Source organism: Haloferula sp., assembly GCF_049672945.1.
In the GTDB taxonomy this organism is placed as follows: domain Bacteria; phylum Verrucomicrobiota; class Verrucomicrobiia; order Verrucomicrobiales; family Akkermansiaceae; genus Haloferula.
The window spans coordinates 1-17923 of sequence record NZ_JBATWY010000131.1; the positions used below are offsets into that span (position 1 = coordinate 1).

Sequence of the window (17923 nt, forward strand, 5' to 3'; positions counted from 1 at the left end):
AAAGGTATCTCGTCCCCCTTTATCTTCCGGATCGTGAATCGCGGCCTTCTCCAGAGGCGCGGCTTCCCGTGCTTGCTCGTTGCGGGACTGCATCCTTTCACCCAGGTAGAGCTTTATCATTTGCTCCAGCTTGGAAGACACGGTCTCCGGAAGCTCACTACGGAGTCTGCCGAAAATCCACTCGTCATACTTCTCATCCAGCTTGCGTTTCAAGTCGGTCACGCTCGCGATCCGGCGGACGAACACAAGAGCCTTCGTTCCAGTCTGCCAGACTGTTGCTGCCGCGCAGACGTTTGCCGTCGAGCGCGATGATCTGGTCGCGCAGCACGGGCTGGAGGGTGCCAATGTGGGCGATGAGACACTCCTTGAATTCATCGGGATCGATGATCTGGAAAAGGTTTGAGAAGGTCTGTGCTCGGGGGATTCCATGCGGAAGCTTGATCCATTTCTTGAGCCACTCGATCTGTTTTTGGCAGAAGTGCTCGATCTCGGAGAAGCCGTTCATCCCGCAAAGCATGGCGGAGACAACCATGAAGAGGATCTCGCCGAAATGGTGTCGGGTATTGCCGCCGGTGCGAGGGTCCTCGATGACCTTGAAGGCTTCGAATCGCTCAGGTAGTCCACCGGAATAGTCGATTTTTTCGGGGTTTCTAGGCATCCAGAGAGGCTGACACCACTCCATGTAGTAGTACAGATCTATATACTACAAGATGAATGGTGATCCCTAGCTTGATCGCCCTGAAGATTTGGTAGGTAAGTTTGCCTCGACATTCTGGCGAAAAACGAGATTGGCCCGACTCCTTTTAGAGTCGGGCCAATCCATTCTGGTCACTTAGCCAGTTTAAGCTTCTTCAATGAGGTCGGAGAAAATGTCCTCAATCACATCCTGACAGGCATTTCTCTCACACCAGTCGAAAGCTTCAGATCGTGTGAGCGGAATAATTTTCTCCCCCCACGAACTCATGTTCATATATTTGGTGGCATAATTGGATAACCCTCCACCTTCTCCATAGAGAAACCAGTTGCCTTTCTTAGTGAGATAAAGGAATTCCCTAAAATAGCGGAAGTCGCTAGTAGATCCATCGCTAGAAATCTCACATATTAGATCCGCTTTAGTTGTGTCGTATACAAGGTTACTGATTGTTTGTTTCATTTTTTTATGTTTCATTTTTTTTTGTTTTGTTGTTTTGATGACCTTAGAATCAGGTCAACTCAGACCATTTTCAGCGTTGGCCCACCTCTCTGAAAAGAGAGGTGGGCGGCAATTCGAGTTAGGATAAATCGATCGAGATTGATCCTAAATTTGGCTCGAATATTTGACCGCGGTTGCCACGACGAGGCGGTTTGGTGGAAATGATAGAGAGGAGAGGAGGGCTGGCGGTCTGTTGCGCATTCGCTAGCTACTTATGTCACCACGATCTTGGAAACTGCGTGAAGCGAATCCCAACCCTCTACCATTCCTCAGTTGGAATGAAGTGGCTTCCGTCACCGATCATTTCTTCGCTCCTGCTGGCGAAAGCGGCACCTTCATGCCCCCTGGCATTTCCCGCTGCCCGAACCGCTGTCGATCAGGCGTCGCGGAATAGAGTGCGAGTCGCAGGACTGCCGTTGGTGTTGGTCGTCCCGAACCGTCCCGGATCACTCTTTTCCAGCGCGGGGATCGGCGAAAGTCGAAATCCTCAGCCGAAGGCAATGGGGCGTCGGGACGAATTGCTTCCAGTGATCGACGAAATACGGATAGAGCAAGTCCGGCTGTTCGAGCTGATCTACAAGAGGCACGCCGTGTGCCTTGGTGAACACGACGACAGTGGGCAATTTCACAACGACATTTGGCACACTGGTATCTACGAGAAGATTGTAAACGACTCTGGCGCGGTGGTCTCAGGAAAGCTTTCAAGTGAATTGCCGGTGCAGCCCGGTGGCGAGATGACGATCCGCTACAGGCAGGTGTTTCGCCGCTATGGGGTGAGTGTGGGTATGACGAGTTTCGACCGGCATCGACGGGCACTTGAGGATTCACACCTACCTGCGAGCATCGTGATGGGTTGGACGGCAGAGGTATTGGAGCGAAACTCCAAGTCGGCGGCTAAAATCAAGCGAGCAAAAAGCGGGACTCAAATGCAGGTTTGCGAAGAGGCTCGCGATTTGCGGATGTATTCGGCACTGGATGCGTTCGTAACCGCAAAGCTCAGGCCTTTGGATCCTGAGATTTACGACCGCGCTGCGGCTGAGTATGTGGCGTTTCTGAAAACTGGATATGCCGAGGGTAAGCTAGGGCTTGAAGCGGAGACTGCCCAAATCTCGAAACTGAAGCGTCGAATCAAGGACCTTGAGAATTTAGTGACCATGACCAAAGATGGCGGCGCGCTGCTCGACTTGCAGCAGAAGTTGAAGGAAGCGCAACAGGCTGAACTTGAGATTGAAAAGGAACTGAAACTCCTTCGCCGTCTTTGGAAGCTCGTGCTGCGATTTCTGGACCGATTGCAGGAAACCGGGAAGATGAACAAGCTGCTTGGGGTTGTGGGTCGCCAGGCACGGGAAATTCTTGGATTGATCACCAAGGAAGTCGGCCGGGAACTTCCGGTTCAAGATAAGAACGCACCGGAGCGCTAACGAGAGTTTCCGGAATCGACTGAAGCCAATGATGCTCAAATAGCGCAGCACCGCAACTCGGAGGTCACCTATCATGATACGCACCTTGGGGGGCGGCCTCCGTCCGGGTTTGAGCGATGAGACACAGCCAACAGCGGCAAAATATGGCCATTCCTGACCGAAATGGCCAAAGTTGGCCTCCCCAAAAATGCCCCAGAATTTCCCCAAGACGCCTAATCAGGAGCTTGTTGTGCTGGTGGTCCGTATCGGCCATCGCCGCGATGTTTACGACTGATCGCCAGTCCCCTCTTCGCGGTCCTTCTTCGGCTACTCGGCGGGGTGCGTCCGGCGGTGCACGTCCTTGAGCTGCTCAATGCTCACTTGGGTGTAAATCGCCGTGGTTTCGAGCTTCTCGTGGCCGAGGAGTTACTGGATGTCGGCTCCGCCTTCGAGCATGTGCGTGGCGCAGGTGTGGCGCAGGTGTGGCGCAATAAATGGCAGCTTCCGGGGCGGTCGATTTCGGCCTTTTTGAAGTATTTGGTCACCATGCGGCTGATCACGTCGGGGTTGACGGCTTCGCCGTTGCTGGTGAGGAAAAGTGCGGGCTCGTTGGTGTGCTGCATCAGGCGCGGGCGGACTTCGTCGAGGTAGCGTTCCAGCCATGTTAGAGCGCGCTCGCCGACGGGTACGACGCGGACCTTGTGGTCTTTGCCCTGGCGGATTTGCAAGGTCTGGCGCTCGCGGTTGAGGTCGTGGAGGGCGAGCTTGGCTAGTTCGTCGCGTCGCACCGAACAATCGCGGCATCGGATTTTGTGGAGAGTCTAAAAACGTTACCAAATGGTAGCATTTTCCCGGAGAATGAAGCGCAAGTCCGCCCTCTCCTACGGCTATCCGACCCGTCCCAAAGAGGTCAGGCATGGAACGCCGCTGTGGAGAAGGCGGAGGGCAATCAACCGACGGCCGCCGATGTCAATGAAGTGGTCTTCGAGATCCTCCAACCGGAGGGTCATGCAACCCGCCCGGCGAATCGTAGGGAGAGACGTGTCGAATTGGTTGCCCGACTCAAGGACTGCGTAAAACAGCGCTCGTGGAAAAAGGTGGCCCAAATGCTGCAGGAGTTAGAAGGCCTCCTCTAAAGATAATCGGAAATCTCGTTGAGAGCGCGCCACCCCTTCGCGCTGGTCAATTGGGCGTGATCTACTCTGAAGTAGAGACTCTTTTCGCCCTCTGAATCTTCTCCTTCAAGTCCTCGAATTGGGCAGTGGTCATGTGGTGTTGCACCTCTACAACCCAGTTTTCCCCCGAGATTTTGGCAGACGTCTTCGGAATCGTCAGAGTCACGATGTCGTCACCTATCTTGGGTTTGCAGTGTTGTGAAACGCGTCACCGACTGCTTCCGAAATTGACTTGCGGTTTTTGGCGTCGGCGAGCTCTTTTGTCAGAAATTTGTTGGCAGCGTCCAACTCGTCGTTAGCCAGTCTGAAGTCATCTAATAGCTTTAAGTCCTCTATTGGCTTTGCCGTAGATTCGTTGGGAACGACTGGTGCCTAGGTTCGTTCGTCCATGGTGTTGTTTCCAGTGCCTTGGTCTGCACGACAAGTGCTTTTTTTAGCTGGTTATGGATGGCAGTTGATCCCAGGTCCGCCCATCGAGTTCGCGGCCTGCCGTCTTTTTATCAACGCCTCCCCACTGCTTAAAGTGGAAGGCGGTTCGTTCGTCGCATTGATCGCGCAAATGCTCGACCCATTCGCGTTCCATCGGTCTGGCACCCGGTCCGCTTTCTCCACCGACGATCAGCCAGTCCGGGCGAATCCCGTCCATGTGGATTCTTCCAAGTAGAGGCTCTGCGCTTACGAATCGAACGCGGGCGGGGATGCTCATGAGAAGAGACATGCGCTCGTCCCAGCGTATTTGGTCTTCGGCGCTGGTTCCAACCCAGACGTTTGGCGGAGCTTGCTCCATCTCTCCCCACCGCTGGGCGAGGACGCTTGCGGGGTGTTTTGTGAGCAGCGCTACGGCCTTCATGCGCCTGGCGAAGGCCTGCGGACGCTTTGTCAGGAGCAGCCAGTCCAAGTTTGGGGTTTCTGCGATCAGACTGAGGAGATCAGCCAACCACTCCACATCGACCTCGTCATCTAGCCAGTCGGCAAGCGATGCGCAGAAAACGCGGGGACGTTCGATCGCATCTGCTGCGGCGCGGTTCCATTGGTGCGGCTTGCGCCAGTTCTCTTTACCCGTGCGGGAACGCGGCTGTCCCTTGCCCCACTTTACGCGCCCATACCGGGTGTCCATGAGTGTTTCGGCATAGCAGTGCAGGCAGCCTGGTGACACCTTAGTGCAGCCCATCCACGGATTAAAAGTGTGGTGGGTCCATTCAATTTTCGAGTTTTCCATTATAGTTTTGTTTTCGGATTTGAAATCCATCAGAGCCGTTCTCGGCCACTCGGCCTTGCGAACTTCAACTCTTCAGAATCTCAAAAAGTGCTTGAAGCCATTGCCGCTAGCGAAAGCGAAGCCGATAGGGAACGGCAGCTTCATCTCTTCCGAGGGGCATCCATGCCTGTCAGGACATGGTGGAGAAGCCGGGAACCGGTGGCCCCCTGATGAGGGAGGTGTTGCACAGCCAGTTCCCGAACTTTTTGGACTGACTCAGGCGTCATCGACCAGGTCGGAGAAATAATTATCGATGAGTTTCTGTTCTTGATGCTTCTCGCACCACGTGAGGGCCTCCTCCCGACTTATCGGTGTGATGCGATACCCGCAAATTTTGCATTCGATATAGTGGGTCAGGTATTTCGGGTGATCACCCCAGCCGTAAACGAACCAGTTTCCTCGTTGGCTGATGTACAGTTCCTCGAACCACGGTCCGGGATCGCTTCTGCCCTGATGGATCGCTTCAGCCATCACTGCCGCATAATCCGTGTCGTATACCTTGTTGTTGATAGTAATTCTCATTTTTCTGTTATGTTGGTTTGTATTCGTTTGTTTTGATTTGAAACCCATCAGAGCCGTTCAGTGCGAACTTGGACTCTTCAGAATCTCAAAAATTGGTTGAATCCTCGCCTCCAGCGAAAGCGCCGCCGTAATGGGACGGAGGCTTCTTGTCTTCCTCTTCCAATGGGCATCCATGCCTGTCAGGACATGGGGGTGAGCCTGACGATGGTCCGCCCGACGGACGCAAACGATCTATCAGATCCTCTTCCGTAAATCGGATCCCTCCAGGTGCCCGTCGGTAGGTGATTTTTTGCTCCCGAATCTCCTCCCTCACCTGCCGCTCGCTGCAATCGAGATAGGCGGCGGCCTCCTTTACGGTGTAAAGTTTCCGACCTCCGCCGCCAAAGCTGACTTCAGGAATTCTCACGGCGCCTCGAAGGCGCTCGCCATGGCACATACTCTCCGGGATCGCCTGGATCGGAGAATAGCGTCACCATAGCTGGCCTTCGGGTGCCATTGTGCGCAGTCGCTAAACTACGCGGGCCGGATCCTCCGGATCTTCCCGAATTATTGGTCATTTTAAAAAGCCGGGCGATAGTGGTTGACCATTTCCGGGCTTTACATCTCCCGCCTGCAGTTTCCGGCTCAAAACAACAACCCGACGCTCCGGATCCCAGATTTCCCGGGATGGAGTAGTAGTGCTGTGGATTCTCACTGAACGCTGCTAAGAACATGCAAACATAGTTATTACGGAACATTTTAATATTTCAACTAAAAATATCCGGAGTTATGAAAATTTCCATCTGTCGACGGGCAGGGGTTTCTGAACCACCCCCAATATTTATACGTCTTTGCTCTATCTCGGCGAGATCAACAACAACGACCCGCCTCTTGGACCCGTATCATCAAAGCCGTCGATGAACGCGATCACACCCTCCAGATTCATCTATTCCCGGAAGACCGCACGGGTCCGTCGCCGCGATGTTTACAACTGATCGCCAGCCCACTCTTCGCGGCCCCTCTTCGCGGCCCCTCTTCGGCTACTCGGCGGGGTGCGCCCGGCGGTGCAGGTCTTTGAGCTGCTCAATGCTCACTTGGGTGTAAATCGCAGTGGTTTCGAGCTTCTTGTGGCCGAGGAGTTACTGGATGTCGGCTCCGCCTTCGAGCATGTGCATGGCCCAGGTGTGGCGCAATAAATGGCAGCTTCCGGGGCGGTCGATTTCGGCCTTTTTGAAGTATTTGGTCACCATGCGGCTGATCACGTCGGGGTTGACGGCTTCGCCTTTGCTGGTGAGGAAAAGTACGGGCTCGTTGGTTTGCAGCAGGAGCGGGCGGACTTCGTCGAGGTAGCGTTCCAGCCATGTTAGAGCGCGCTCGCCGACGGATACGACACGGTCCTTGCCGTCTTTGCTCTGGAGGATTTGCAAGGTCTGGAGCTCGCGATTGAAGTCGTGGAGGGCGAGCTTGGCTAGTTCGTCACGTCGCAATCCGAGGCTGCAAAACAGTTCGAGCATGGCGCGGTCGCGGATGCCGAGCGGGTCGGCGATGTCGGGCGCGGCGATGATGGCTTCGACCTGGTGCAGGCCGAGCGGTTCCTTGGATAAGCGTTTTTCGGGGCGTGGCATTTCGAGTTCGGGCGGCGGATTTCGTGACTGCTTGCGGCGAAGTTTGACGACGTCGATCAAGCCGACGCGCCAGCTTCCTTCGAGTTCGTCGGCGTCGGTGATGAAGTCGTATTTGCACGAGCTACCCTAGCGGCCGACGCGCAGTTTCCATGCTCGTAGTCGGTTGCAACCTTGCTGTTTTCAGCCAGCGGGAAGAGACTCAGGCATGCCCCCGGACACATGTGGATGCTGAACGGTGTCTGCGTGTGATCCTCAAAGAGCAATTCAATCGCGAATTTCTTCGGCTGAATTCTCTTGATGATAGAGGCTACCACATACTCGCATCCGACCATGTCCGGTAGGCATGGCGTGTGGCAGTTGGGAACGAGCAAGCGCAGGCATCCGGCATTGACGCTGAACGCATGGTTCTGGGTTCCGATCTCAGTATCCCAGAAATTTGTCGATTCAATTTCCGGGCCGATGTTTGTAATGGTGATATACGGTTTCATGTTATTGTTTTGTTATGGGTTGAAACTCGTCAGAGCCGTTCTCGGCCACTCAGCCTTGCGAACTTGAACTCTTCAGAATCTCAAAAAAAGTAATTGAAGCAATTGCCGCCAGCGAAAGCGCCACCGTAAGGGGACGGCAGCTTCTTCTCTTCCTCTTCCAACGGGCAGCCATGCCTGTCAGAACATGGGGGTGAGCCTCCTTTGGGATTGAACTCCCTGAATCGGGAGGCACCACCAATCCCCCTATCGGCCATTGCCACCTCTTACCTGTCAGTCGAGAGGTTCAAGCCATGGCAGCTCCGGAACGTAGCGGAAGTAGAGCGGCAATTCAGCCACCTCGTGAAGTCCTTCGACCCAGATGGTGAGCTTGCGCTCGGTCAGTTCGCCCTCATCTGCCGAAGGGAACGGGCCCACGCAGGCATTGGCGTCCGTGATGATGCAGAACTGGTTCTGCGAATTATCCTCGAAGAACAACTCGATCGCGAATTTCGCTCCCAGGACGGATCTCAGCCTAGAAGCGATGACGTATACGCTTTGAACCATGTCCAAAATCTCGTGATTGAGGCACTTGGGCACCAGAAGGCGCATGCATCCGCCCTTGTTGTGGAACATGTAATTGTGTATGCCCATTGCAGGATCCCAGAAATTCGTGTATACGATCTTGGGCCCCTTGCTGTGAATTCTGATTATTTTATCATTCATTTTTGTAATTTGGTTGAATCCAGAATTCGTGTCCGGCAAATGACCACTCGGTCATGAAGCCAGTAACTATTCAGGATCTGAAAGGGTCTTGCCTGGCGGTGAACCGATTCCGAAAGGAATGGTTGGCGCATCTGGGATTTCCCTCTATGCCGACCCATGCGGGCACAACTTTTGAAATCCAATGTGGCCAGGGGATGCTCACGGACTTTCATGACCGCGCCGTGGCGGCTGAATCCGCCGTCCATGACAGGACTTGGGGGCGGCATGAAGCCGGTTAACCCTGAATCGTTCGGGAATCAGGTGCTGGCAGGATCCGGTTCGCGCAAGCAAAGCATGCCCGAGCCCGGCACGCCGAACGTCACGGATTGGCGGAATTCGCCGCCTGAAACCAGGACGGGGGAACCCGCCATTAGATTCAGACACTGGTGCTCAATGCCCATTGCTTGCCGTGTCCCAAAGGGGGAAGTCAGGGACTGCGGGATTCGTGCGCCGCCGTTCGACCCTGCGAACCCAATTCTCCAGGAACGGTTCAGAAATCATCAACGCTTGTGCGAGTGAGTGTGGAGCTGTTGATGAAACGGTCATTCATGCCTGTCTGGATCCGGGATGGGCAGGGAACTGATTCCGAAAGGAACGGTTGGCGCATATAGCAATTATTTTGCGTCCATCCCTCCAAATTCCAGATCCGGCAAGAATTGCCCTCTGGACTCTGACGCTTCCCAAGATTATTGAGGCAGTCAGAGTCGGTTCGCCCGTAAAATTGCGCCACTTCGCCGGTCGAACCCTATAACCACTGGAGCAAATAGCCCAGTGGAAGAAGAGGGGGAATTGTCAAAGGGGGATTCTCCCAACAACAACAGCTTTTCACTTTATATATAAGGGGTCGCTGTTGTCGTTGCTGTTGTTGGCGGAAGGATTCAATTCAGTCCCCGGCAACTTCGGCCTTCCTCGACCTGTCCTTTGCGGCCGGAACGGGCATATGGCGCTCGATCGCTCCCTTCAGAGGTTCCTCATCCAACCAAGCCGCCCCGTCCCTGATCCAAAAAATTTTATTCCCCCCTTTGCGTTCGTGCGGAAACTTGGCCGTCTCCTCTTCGACCCCCTTTTTCACACGGATTTCAAACTTTGAATCGTTCTGCCGGGCAAGTGATTCGAGCATGCTCTTCAACCCGTTTTTCGTATAATCCCTGCCCTTACCCGATTTTTCAAGGCCAGCCCATACCATGGTCTGCAAGGTTCCGATCATCAGGCCACGCATCTCGCTCAGAACAAAGGCATCCCTGATGAGTTTTGTCAGGAGGTCATCCATGGCTTCCTCATCTTCCGGTGTCCGCTGCGTGGGGTGGCTGAAAGCGAAATTCCCGAAATTCACGTACTCCTCGCCTGGCGCCAGGTTGCGGGCTTCGATACTGATGGTTCGATTGGTTGCGTTGTGGGTGCTCGTCTGCTTATTCTGTGCGGCAAAAATGCCGAAAATCAGATCCGCCTCGGCACGGATGGCCGATCCGCCGCGGATGCTGTCCAGGTTTATGTAATTGCTTCCCTTTTTTGAGAATTCGCCGGGAGCCTTCCTAGCATGGTGAACGATAATGTGTGCGATGTCCTTTCTGGCGTCATTTTTCCGAAGCCCGGAGTTGGCGTCATCGGCAGCGGGCAACGGGATGCTACAGATTTTCCGGATCCAGCCAAGCACCCGCTGAATCTCGCTGTTGTCACTTTCGTTAATAGAGTGGCTCTTTGACAAGGTGTCAAAAATGACCAGATCCGGTTTGACAGCCTCGATAATGGATTGCCAGTGCTTCACGAGAAGTTCCTGCGCGGCCTCAGCGTCGCGCTTCTCATTCGATCCCTCGTTTCTCTTCACCGATTCCGGCGGTTTGGGAACATGATCACCGTGAAGACCTTTAAGCTCGCCGCAGAAAAAGAGGCGATCCTTGATGGTTTCGTTAATTTTTTCCAACAGGTCCCCCTCGGGAGGCACATGATCTTTGGAGTGATGCCATAGATCGGTATTTTCAACGTACTCCTGGCCGGCTTCCACGCACTCCCGTTCCCTTTTGAGTTCCGTCAGGCGACTGTAATGGCGAGCGATCCGCAACATGAACGAGCGCTTTCCCATCTCAAAATTGAGATAGAGTACCCGCCCGGACTTTTTAGTGATGGACCAGTTCAGGAAGGGTTCACCCAGGGCAACACACATCGCCAGCTGGAGTGCGAACTGACTTTTGCCCACTTTGGGCGCCCCGAAAACCAGCATCTGTTCCCCTTCAGCAAGCAGGTTCTCTATGATCCAGGGAATCGCTTCATTCACCGTAGCGTCCAAGGCGTTCAGAATGCCCTCCGGAAGTTCGGGGGAAGATGTGTTGTCCGGTTCTGTAAGTTCGGAATCGGGATTACTGACCATGATTTTTGGGAATCTGCTGTGGACTTACGACAAAAAGGTCTTCGGCGTTACCCGTAAGGCTCTTCCAACCGCAGACTATGAAGCAGGTTTCCCTCCATCAATCCAATTTCCCATTGTCCGGGCGGGGGATAGATGACGCCCCACTCCCCGGTGAAAGGAGTCGGGCGTGTGCTCGGCCCTGGCGCGTGCTGCCGTCGGACGAATTCTATGCTTCTTCGGTTCAAATTCCCCGCAGGGAAAAGCTACGGAGTTATTTTGGAAATCCATACTTAAAATTGATGCGCGCTGAGACGCAGCAATCTGCTGCAAAATCAGCCATCACAACACCCAGAACCTATTGGCAATCTATTGGTAAAACTGGCAAAATATGGCCATCCTCGGCCTAAATGGCCAAAGTTGGCCTCCCCAAAAATGCCCCAGAATTTCCCCAAAACACCTAATTATCAAAGATTTAGGCTGGAGGCGGAGGCGGGAATCGAACCCGCGAATGTCGGTTTTGCAAACCGATGCCTTACCACTTGGCTACTCCGCCATGACGCTCAACGCGCGAGGCCGATTCCCTACGCCCCACCCGCCCGAGTGTCAATGCCTGCGTTTTCCCGAAAGCTCTGCAAATCGTACAAAAAGAGGGCGGGGACCGCTCTCGCCGTCCCCGCCCGAGTGAATCTCGCACTCGCATCAAGCTGCCTCAATCTTGACCTCATCCGGCGAGTCCTGAAGCTCGTAACGCAGCAAGGCTCCCGCTCCGCCATTGCGGTCAAGCAGCTCACAATCGCGGACGGTCTCGATCTGGATCCCCTGTTGACTGGCCATTCTCACCAGTTCCTCGCGCTCTTCATGCAGCAGCTTGGCAGAGATGATCAACTCGGAGGCCCGGCCTTCGAGGAGAGCTCGACGGGTCGGCTCGTAGCCCACGGTTGCCAATCCTCCCGCCCTGACCGCCTGCACCAATAGATTCACAGCATCGAACGACTCCTCCCTCTCCTTGACCAGGAAGGACTCCACCGCCTGTGAGATGACCGCCTGCATCTTCTGGTCGCTGATCCCGGTCTTCAGTTCCCCGATCAGCTTGCTCTGGAGACTTCTCGGCAGGGCACTCGTGAGACGCGCGACGTAGCGGGAATCACCGGCAATGATCAGCGCGTTGTGCCCTCGTTTGGCCATCAGTGCTTCGATCACTGCGATCTTCTCCTTCACGAACTTTCGATCGCGCTCCTTACGATGGTTGGCGTAATGCTCCCGAGTCCATTCACGACCAATTCTTTCACGCAAAGCCGGACGCTCGGCGAGGAGTTCAACCGAGTGACTGCCAAGGTTTACCTCGACAATCCGCGCCGACCCACTGGTGACGAGCACAACCACAAAGCGATTGAAGCGGTCCTTCAGCTCCACCAGCGGATAGATGACGGGATACTCATCGACATGCAATCGACTCTTCATCGGCACGTCGAAGGTCATCGGTAGTAGCAAAGGATGCTCTCCCCAGCGGGAAAAGATCGCCGCACTCTTGCCGGTGGCATTGCCAAGCCAGCTTTCAATTTCCTCGACGGCGTCATCAAAGTCCTGACGCAGCGAACCCGCGAAGGTCTGTCGGGTCAGTTCGGTCCATGCGAGGAAGTCCCGGCGCACTGCCGACAAGGGTTGCTGGAGATCGAAATAGGCACTGACCAGAGGCGAATCGGTCTTCGGAAGGCTGGCAAGTGCGATCAGGTGTTTGCGAAGTTTGGCGTAATCCATGGTTCTGTCATTTAGGTTCCAGAACACATTACACGTATTTTGTTTCGTGTAAAATAAATCGCGTATTCAGGTCTCGGATTTCGTCTTTTTCAGGCGCACCAGCCGCCGGGCGATCGCATGGCAGCCCAATGGTGCGGTGAGAAAGACCAGCGCGGCGGAGCCGACACAGATCAACCACGCATCCGGAAAGCGGATCAGCGCGGCGGTCAGCATCAGCAGCACGCCAAGCGATGACGCCTTGGTGCCCGCGTGAAGACGCGCGAGGGGATCCGGCAGGCGGAACAGGCCGAGCGACGCGATCAGGAAGGCCAGACTTCCCAATAAGAGGATGAGATGGAGGATCACGGTTCAGGAATCACGGATCAGCCGTGAAAGGATAAGGGTGGAAAGAAAACCAAGGATCGAGAGTGCGAAAACAAACTGCAGGGCCAGCGAACGCTCATCATGAAAAGCCATCAGCACCCCGAGCCCGAGCAACTGGAACGACAACACGTCGATCGAGATCACGCGGTCCGCATCGCTTTTCGCATAGAGCACTCGCAGCAGGCAGATCCCGACGGCGATGGCGAGAACAGTGGTGGCAGCTGTTAGAATCATGTTGCTGTTTTCAGATGGGAAGTTTGGCCACGACACTTTCGTAGCGATCCTTGATCTCACGGATCTCTCCTTTCGGATCGAGGCCACCGTAGAGGGAATGGACGACGAGGACACGACCGTCATCCTCCTCATCGACTGACAAGGTTCCCGGTGTCATGCTGACCAGATTCGCCAACAGCAGGCGCTGCCGGCTTGTTAGATTGATCGGAATTCGTAGCAGGACCGGGTGAAGGTCCGGCTTGGAGGCAAGCACGTCTTTGGCAATCCTCATCGCGCCACAGACAATGGCCCACAGGTAGAAGAAGGGAAACATGAGGAGGGCTTTCATGGCTGCGTCGCAAGTTTCGGGTTACCGGTGCCAAGCACGGCATCGTAGTAGGCGCTTGGATCGAGTAGTCCGGCAGCCGCCGTCTCAGCCAGGCCGAAGACCGGACCACAGGCCAGACCGATCGCGATGGTGACCAGCGCGAGTGCCGCCGAAGTCAGCATCAGCGAACGTGCCGGAGGCCGTCCGCCAATCCCCTCTGGAGCACCCCAGAAGATACCACGCCAGATCTTGAGCATCGAGAAGATCGTCAGCAGCCCCACCGCAACCACAGCGATTGCCGCAAGGATGTCACCAGACTCAAGGGTGGCGCGCAGCAGTGCGAACTTGGCGAAGAATCCTGAAAGCGGCGGCAAGCCAGCCAGCGACAAGGCCGGCACGGCAAATAGCAGGGCGATCCAGGGTGAGGTATGGAGCAGGCCTTTCACCTTGGCCAGATCCGAGCTCCCGGCCCTTTCCTCGACGAGTCCGGTCACCAGGAACAGGTTGGCCTTCACCACGATGTGATGGACCAGGTAGAAGATCCCCGCCGCCAGCGCGAGAGGCGTGTAAACCGCCAGCGCGAGTGCCATGTATCCGACCTGACTGATGATGTGAAACGAGAGGATCCGGCGCATGCCGTTCTGCCCGACCGCTCCAAGCACTCCGCCGATCATCGTCACCAGCGCCAGCCACATCAGCAGGTCACGATGAGGAAAGGTCTCTTCGCCGCCCAACACCATGACGAACACGCGGTAAAACGCGTAAAGGCCGACCTTGGTCAGCAACCCGGAAAACAACGCCGCAAGGGCCGGAGGAAGCGAGGGGTAGGACGATGGAAGCCAGAACGCCAGCGGAATGAGGGCCGCCTTGATCCCAAAAGCGCCAAACAGCAGGGCGGTCGAGCTTTCGATCAGGAAGGGACTGTCTGCATCGGAAAAACGCAGCCGCAGGTCAACGAAGTTCAGCGAGCCGGTCTTGCCATAGATCAGTCCCGCCGCGGCGAGGAAAAGCAGGGACGAAACGAGATTGATCACCACATAGCGCCAGGTCCCGCCCCGCGCGGCCTTGCCCGGAAGCATCGCCATCAGCGCGAACGACGAGAGAAGTAGTACTTCAAACCAAACGTAGAGATTGAACAGATCAGCCGTCAGGAAGGCCCCGCTGGTTCCGAAGCTCAGCAGCAGGATCAGCGGAAACAGATGGCGCCTTTTCAAGCGATCCGGGAGCGTCTTGGCTGCGAAGACAATCGCCGCGAGAACCACCAACTGGCAGACCGAAAGCATCAGGCTCGCGAAGGTGTCGATCACCAGCACAATTCCGAACGGTGCGGGCCAAGCCCCGGCATGAACCGCAAATACTTCTCCGCCCGAGGTGCGGGCGACGAGCACCAACGAAGCCACCAGACTTGCCGCGACGGCAAGGATCGAGACGCCCGCCGACAAGCGTGGTCGGCCTGCGAAAGGCAGGCAGATCAGGGCGCCGACGAACGGGGCCAGCAAGCTCAGGAGTAATAGGGCTTGTTCGGTCATTTCGAGGGCGAGCGGAGAATCAGGGTGAGCAAAAAGGCAAGAATGCCAAAGCCGATGACAATCGCCGTCAGGACCAAGGCTTGCGGAAGAGGATCAGTGAAGGCACTCACGTCGAGTTGCTCGCCTTCGATCAGTGCCGCCGCGTTATGCCGCAGGCCGCCCGAAGCGAAAATCGTCAGGTTGGCGCCTTGGCTGAGCAGCAACAGCCCGATCACCGTATCGATGCGGGACGGCCCGGCGACTCGGTAGAGACCTGCGGCAATGAGTAGGCCAATGGTTATTGCAATGAGTAGTTCCATGGGATCAGGTCCTATTGGGTGAGAAATGGCGGAGGTAACTGAGAGCGAAACCGAGCACGCTCAGGAAGACTCCGAGGTCGAAGAGCAGCGGTGTGCCGAGATGGAGGTCTCCGGAGTGCCACCAGAGACCGCTGAAGAAGGGCCGACCCACCAGCAAGGGCAGCAGGGCCGAGATCAGCGCGATGCTCAATCCTGAGACCATCAGACGCATCGAGTTCCTCCTCATCCAAACCGGTCCGAAGAAACGTCGCCCTGTTAGAAGACCCATTCCCACAGCGGAGGCCCCGACCAGGGCTCCGATAAAGCCGCCGCCGGGCGCGTTGTGGCCGCGCCAGAAGGTCCAGAGCGACAGCGGCACCAGGATCATCATGACCAGTCCAGCCCCGGTCCGCAGCCAACTCGAACTGCTGTTTCCCGGCAGCGGCGCGCGCTTGCGGGCCGCACCGAGTGAGGCCGTGGCACCGATGGCGGCAATCGCCAGCACGATGATCTCGCCAAAAGTATCGAGCGCCCGGAAGTCGACCAGAATGACGTTCACCACATTGGCCCCGAAGGCCGCCGGCTTGCTCTGAGTGAGATGAAAATCGGAAATCGGATGATCCCACTCGAGCGCGATGGATTTCAGCACCAGCACCATCATCAGCAGTCCGCCCGCCAAGGCGAAGATCGCCCGACCCGGTGAGAAGCCGCTGGCTTTTCGATTCTGGTTCGCCTTCATCAGCACCCCGCCTAGCAGGAACAGCAGCAGCGTCTCGGCGAGCAACTGGGTCAGTGCCAGATCCGGCGCACTGAACCACAGGAAAAACACCGCGACCGAGAGGCCGACGAATCCCAGCGCCACCAGCAAGGTGATCGTCCGTTTGGCGAGCGCCGCAGTGATCGCGGCAAGCGCAATGACCGGCATCAGCAGCAGCATCGACGCCGAGCCTTCACCCGACAGCAGATTCCCATCGGGCCACTGATGGATTTTCAGCGCCGAGCCAGTGACCAGCCCGATCAACACCAGCATCCACGCGAGTTGCGTGCCCGGTTTCCCGGCTTCCAGCATCCGCGCCACGCCATTCGCACAGCCTCTGATCAGCGCGATGAAGAAGTCGAAAAGGTTATCGAAAAGCGGCGCGAAAGTGGCGGGCAGTGGCGCAAGCCGAGGGCGACTCATCACCCGCCATATGAGCAACGAAAAGACCAAGGCTCCCATTCCAAGGCCAAGTGCCGGAGTCCAACCGTGCCACAATTTGTAAGCCGCTTCGGGTGGCGCGCCCAGAGAACTTGCCGCCGCACCAAGGAAGGCGTGGTTCGACTGCGGCAAGGTCAGCATCAACATCAGGGCACCGAGTGCCGGCGCGATCACCGCCACATTCATCCCAAGGGGAAGATTCACGCGAGGGGTGAGATTCGACTTCCCGCTGAGCAAAGGAATCACGATTTTGAGACCGAGCCCGATCACTCCCGCTGCGGCCAGAGCCACCGCCACCGCCATCAAGGGTGAGTAGGCCCAGGTCGCCTTGAGCAGGTATTCCTTGCCCAGAAATCCCGGCAGGGGTGCCAACCCGATGAGGGAAAAGGCGGAGATCGCCAGTCCGGCACCGGTCGCTGGTACGAGACGCGCCGTACCTTGCAGCTTGGAGATCTGCCGGGTGCCGAAGCACTTTTCCAGATTTCCCACCGCAAGGAACAAGGGCGCCTTGTAGAGCGCGTGGGCCGTCATCAGGATGACAAAACCGAGCAGGGCGGCAGGCGTTCCAATGGCCGCCAGCAAGGTCAGGAACCCAAGAGCCGCCAGAGTTGTCGATGCCAGTATGGCCTTCAGGTCATCTTCGCGAGCCGCCCGCAGGAAAGCCGTCATGATCGTCAGAATCCCGGAAAAACCGAGCAAGGGCGTCCAGACCGGATGGGCGGAAAGCAAGGGAGCGAGGGTCGCCAGAAGAAAGACTCCCGCTTTGACCATCGTCGCCGAATGGAGAAACGCCGAAACCGGCGTTGGTCCGGCCATCGCATTCGGCAGCCAGAAGTGAAAAGGCCACTGAGCGGACTTGGTGATCGCCCCCAGGATTACCAGCACCACTGCCCATCCGGAAAGCGTGGTGACCTGCTCAGTCCCCGCCGCCGAAAGCATCTCACTGATCGAGGCGGTGTCGAAATGCAGTTGCATCAGAATCAGGCCGGCAAGCATGGCCGCCCCACCTCCGAGCGTGACCAGCAGCGCCTGACTCGCCTTTTCACGGGTCTCCTCTTTTTCGTCATGGAAACCGACCAACAGGAACGACAGCAGCGACGTCGCCTCCCAGAAAAGAAACAGCAGAAAGATGTTGTCCGACCAGATGACCCCGAGCATCGCCGTGGTGAACAGCCCGAGGCAGATCAGCAGGTAGGGCAGTCGCGGTTTTCCCGCAAAGTAGCAGGCTGCATAGAGCATGATGCAAGCGCCCAAGCCGAGGATCAACACACCGAACCATGCCCCGAACGAGTCCATTCTCAGGGACAGCTCGACACCCAGCTGGGGAAGCCAGTCGACTTTCCACTGATGATCCACCTCACCCGGCACCGCCTGCAGCAGCAGACCCGCGCAAAGCGCCAGCCAACCCGCACACAGCCACCCGGTCACGGTCGCATGGCGACTCACCAGACCGCGCCCTAAAAGCACCAGCAGCGCAGGCACCAAAGGCGCCCCCAGAAATAAAAAGACCGGGTCCATCGTGAATCTTGAAT

Annotated in this window: 20 protein-coding genes and 1 tRNA gene; 2 read left to right on the forward strand and 19 right to left on the reverse strand. The window is 56.4% G+C overall.

What is annotated here, in order from left to right; translation table 11 throughout:
- The 3 genes from WBG04_RS11505 to WBG04_RS11515 all read right to left on the reverse strand — a co-directional run.
- Positions 1–222 (reverse strand): hypothetical protein (locus tag WBG04_RS11505; RefSeq protein WP_424314573.1); only part of this gene is annotated, 222 nt, incomplete at its 3' end.
- Positions 194–658, reverse strand: a complete 465-nt coding sequence (locus WBG04_RS11510) for an ISAs1 family transposase (RefSeq protein ID WP_424314574.1) — start codon at positions 656–658, stop codon at positions 194–196. The genes WBG04_RS11510 and WBG04_RS11505, both read right to left, overlap by 29 nt.
- A 183-nt stretch (positions 659–841) precedes the next feature.
- The gene (locus tag WBG04_RS11515) at positions 842–1168 is read right to left on the reverse strand and encodes a hypothetical protein (protein WP_424314575.1); all 327 of its coding nucleotides are present in this window, start codon (positions 1166–1168) and stop codon (positions 842–844) included.
- A gap of 551 nt (positions 1169–1719) precedes the next feature.
- On the opposite strand from WBG04_RS11515, the gene WBG04_RS11520 reads away from it, so the two are divergent.
- Positions 1720–2613 (forward strand): hypothetical protein, encoded by an 894-nt coding sequence (locus WBG04_RS11520; RefSeq protein WP_424314576.1) that lies wholly within the window; start codon positions 1720–1722, stop codon positions 2611–2613.
- 356 nt (positions 2614–2969) lie between these two features.
- Here the strand turns inward: WBG04_RS11520 and WBG04_RS11525 are convergent, their stop codons facing one another.
- Entirely contained in the window at positions 2970–3380 is a 411-nt protein-coding gene (locus WBG04_RS11525; protein ID WP_424314577.1) for a tyrosine-type recombinase/integrase, read from the reverse strand.
- Positions 3381–3521: 141 nt separating this feature from the next.
- Here WBG04_RS11525 and WBG04_RS11530 point away from each other — a divergent pair, with 141 nt between their 5' ends.
- On the forward strand, positions 3522–3728 hold the full coding sequence (locus WBG04_RS11530) for a hypothetical protein (RefSeq protein ID WP_424314578.1): 207 nt from the start codon (positions 3522–3524) through the stop codon (positions 3726–3728).
- Between the two features lie 472 nt (positions 3729–4200).
- Here WBG04_RS11530 and WBG04_RS11535 read toward each other — a convergent pair whose 3' ends face one another.
- From WBG04_RS11535 to mbhE, 15 genes are all read right to left on the reverse strand, one after another.
- Positions 4201–5016 carry a phage Gp37/Gp68 family protein gene (locus WBG04_RS11535; protein WP_424314579.1) on the reverse strand — a complete coding sequence of 272 codons (816 nt, stop codon included), beginning with the start codon at positions 5014–5016 and terminating at the stop codon, positions 4201–4203.
- 225 nt (positions 5017–5241) lie between these two features.
- Positions 5242–5547 carry a hypothetical protein gene (locus WBG04_RS11540; RefSeq protein ID WP_424314580.1) on the reverse strand — a complete coding sequence of 102 codons (306 nt, stop codon included), beginning with the start codon at positions 5545–5547 and terminating at the stop codon, positions 5242–5244.
- Between the two features lie 85 nt (positions 5548–5632).
- A complete protein-coding gene (locus WBG04_RS11545) occupies positions 5633–5983 on the reverse strand; it encodes a helix-turn-helix domain-containing protein (protein WP_424314581.1) in 351 nt (116 codons plus the stop codon).
- A gap of 682 nt (positions 5984–6665) precedes the next feature.
- Complete coding sequence (locus tag WBG04_RS11550) at positions 6666–7151, reverse strand: tyrosine-type recombinase/integrase (protein WP_424314582.1); 486 nt, start codon at positions 7149–7151, stop codon at positions 6666–6668.
- 56 nt (positions 7152–7207) lie between these two features.
- Positions 7208–7639, reverse strand: coding sequence for a hypothetical protein (locus WBG04_RS11555; RefSeq protein WP_424314583.1), 432 nt, complete (start codon positions 7637–7639; stop codon positions 7208–7210).
- A 270-nt stretch (positions 7640–7909) separates the two neighbouring features.
- Positions 7910–8269 (reverse strand): hypothetical protein, encoded by a 360-nt coding sequence (locus tag WBG04_RS11560; RefSeq protein WP_424314584.1) that lies wholly within the window; start codon positions 8267–8269, stop codon positions 7910–7912.
- 994 nt (positions 8270–9263) lie between these two features.
- Positions 9264–10745, reverse strand: coding sequence for an AAA family ATPase (locus WBG04_RS11565; RefSeq protein WP_424314585.1), 1482 nt, complete (start codon positions 10743–10745; stop codon positions 9264–9266).
- Between the two features lie 457 nt (positions 10746–11202).
- Positions 11203–11277 (reverse strand) — tRNA-Cys (locus tag WBG04_RS11570).
- A gap of 146 nt (positions 11278–11423) precedes the next feature.
- Positions 11424–12482, reverse strand: coding sequence for a hypothetical protein (locus WBG04_RS11575; RefSeq protein ID WP_424314586.1), 1059 nt, complete (start codon positions 12480–12482; stop codon positions 11424–11426).
- 66 nt (positions 12483–12548) lie between these two features.
- Positions 12549–12827, reverse strand: a complete 279-nt coding sequence (locus tag WBG04_RS11580; protein ID WP_424314587.1) for a cation:proton antiporter — start codon at positions 12825–12827, stop codon at positions 12549–12551.
- A gap of 3 nt (positions 12828–12830) precedes the next feature.
- Positions 12831–13079: a monovalent cation/H+ antiporter complex subunit F gene (locus WBG04_RS11585; protein ID WP_424314588.1), complete on the reverse strand. Its 249-nt coding sequence runs from the start codon at positions 13077–13079 to the stop codon at positions 12831–12833.
- Between the two features lie 10 nt (positions 13080–13089).
- Positions 13090–13407 carry a Na+/H+ antiporter subunit E gene (locus WBG04_RS11590; RefSeq protein WP_424314589.1) on the reverse strand — a complete coding sequence of 106 codons (318 nt, stop codon included), beginning with the start codon at positions 13405–13407 and terminating at the stop codon, positions 13090–13092.
- The gene (locus WBG04_RS11595; RefSeq protein WP_424314590.1) at positions 13404–14915 is read right to left on the reverse strand and encodes a complex I subunit 5 family protein; all 1512 of its coding nucleotides are present in this window, start codon (positions 14913–14915) and stop codon (positions 13404–13406) included. Before WBG04_RS11595 ends, WBG04_RS11590 begins: the two co-directional genes overlap by 4 nt.
- Positions 14912–15214 (reverse strand): sodium:proton antiporter, encoded by a 303-nt coding sequence (locus WBG04_RS11600; protein WP_424314591.1) that lies wholly within the window; start codon positions 15212–15214, stop codon positions 14912–14914. The genes WBG04_RS11595 and WBG04_RS11600 overlap by 4 nt, the downstream gene beginning before the upstream one ends.
- 4 nt (positions 15215–15218) lie before the next feature.
- Positions 15219–17909 carry a hydrogen gas-evolving membrane-bound hydrogenase subunit E gene (mbhE, locus tag WBG04_RS11605; protein ID WP_424314592.1) on the reverse strand — a complete coding sequence of 897 codons (2691 nt, stop codon included), beginning with the start codon at positions 17907–17909 and terminating at the stop codon, positions 15219–15221.
- Between the last annotated feature and the right edge of the window lie 14 nt (positions 17910–17923).

Excerpts from the sequence above, each read along its gene's own strand:
- WBG04_RS11510 (WP_424314574.1), bottom strand. The coding sequence starts at position 658 with ATGCCTAGAAACCCCGAAAAAATCGACTATTCCGGTGGACTACCTGAG.
- WBG04_RS11515 (WP_424314575.1), bottom strand. The coding sequence starts at position 1,168 with ATGAAACATAAAAAAATGAAACAAACAATCAGTAACCTTGTATACGAC.
- WBG04_RS11535 (WP_424314579.1), bottom strand. The coding sequence starts at position 5,016 with ATGGATTTCAAATCCGAAAACAAAACTATAATGGAAAACTCGAAAATT.
- WBG04_RS11540 (WP_424314580.1), bottom strand. The coding sequence starts at position 5,547 with ATGAGAATTACTATCAACAACAAGGTATACGACACGGATTATGCGGCA.
- WBG04_RS11545 (WP_424314581.1), bottom strand. The coding sequence starts at position 5,983 with ATGTGCCATGGCGAGCGCCTTCGAGGCGCCGTGAGAATTCCTGAAGTC.
- WBG04_RS11550 (WP_424314582.1), bottom strand. The coding sequence starts at position 7,151 with ATGCCACGCCCCGAAAAACGCTTATCCAAGGAACCGCTCGGCCTGCAC.
- WBG04_RS11555 (WP_424314583.1), bottom strand. The coding sequence starts at position 7,639 with ATGAAACCGTATATCACCATTACAAACATCGGCCCGGAAATTGAATCG.
- WBG04_RS11560 (WP_424314584.1), bottom strand. The coding sequence starts at position 8,269 with ATGGGCATACACAATTACATGTTCCACAACAAGGGCGGATGCATGCGC.
- WBG04_RS11565 (WP_424314585.1), bottom strand. The coding sequence starts at position 10,745 with ATGGTCAGTAATCCCGATTCCGAACTTACAGAACCGGACAACACATCT.
- WBG04_RS11575 (WP_424314586.1), bottom strand. The coding sequence starts at position 12,482 with ATGGATTACGCCAAACTTCGCAAACACCTGATCGCACTTGCCAGCCTT.
- WBG04_RS11585 (WP_424314588.1), bottom strand. The coding sequence starts at position 13,079 with ATGATTCTAACAGCTGCCACCACTGTTCTCGCCATCGCCGTCGGGATC.
- WBG04_RS11590 (WP_424314589.1), bottom strand. The coding sequence starts at position 13,407 with ATGAAAGCCCTCCTCATGTTTCCCTTCTTCTACCTGTGGGCCATTGTC.
- WBG04_RS11595 (WP_424314590.1), bottom strand. The coding sequence starts at position 14,915 with ATGACCGAACAAGCCCTATTACTCCTGAGCTTGCTGGCCCCGTTCGTC.
- WBG04_RS11600 (WP_424314591.1), bottom strand. The coding sequence starts at position 15,214 with ATGGAACTACTCATTGCAATAACCATTGGCCTACTCATTGCCGCAGGT.
- mbhE (WP_424314592.1), bottom strand. The coding sequence starts at position 17,909 with ATGGACCCGGTCTTTTTATTTCTGGGGGCGCCTTTGGTGCCTGCGCTG.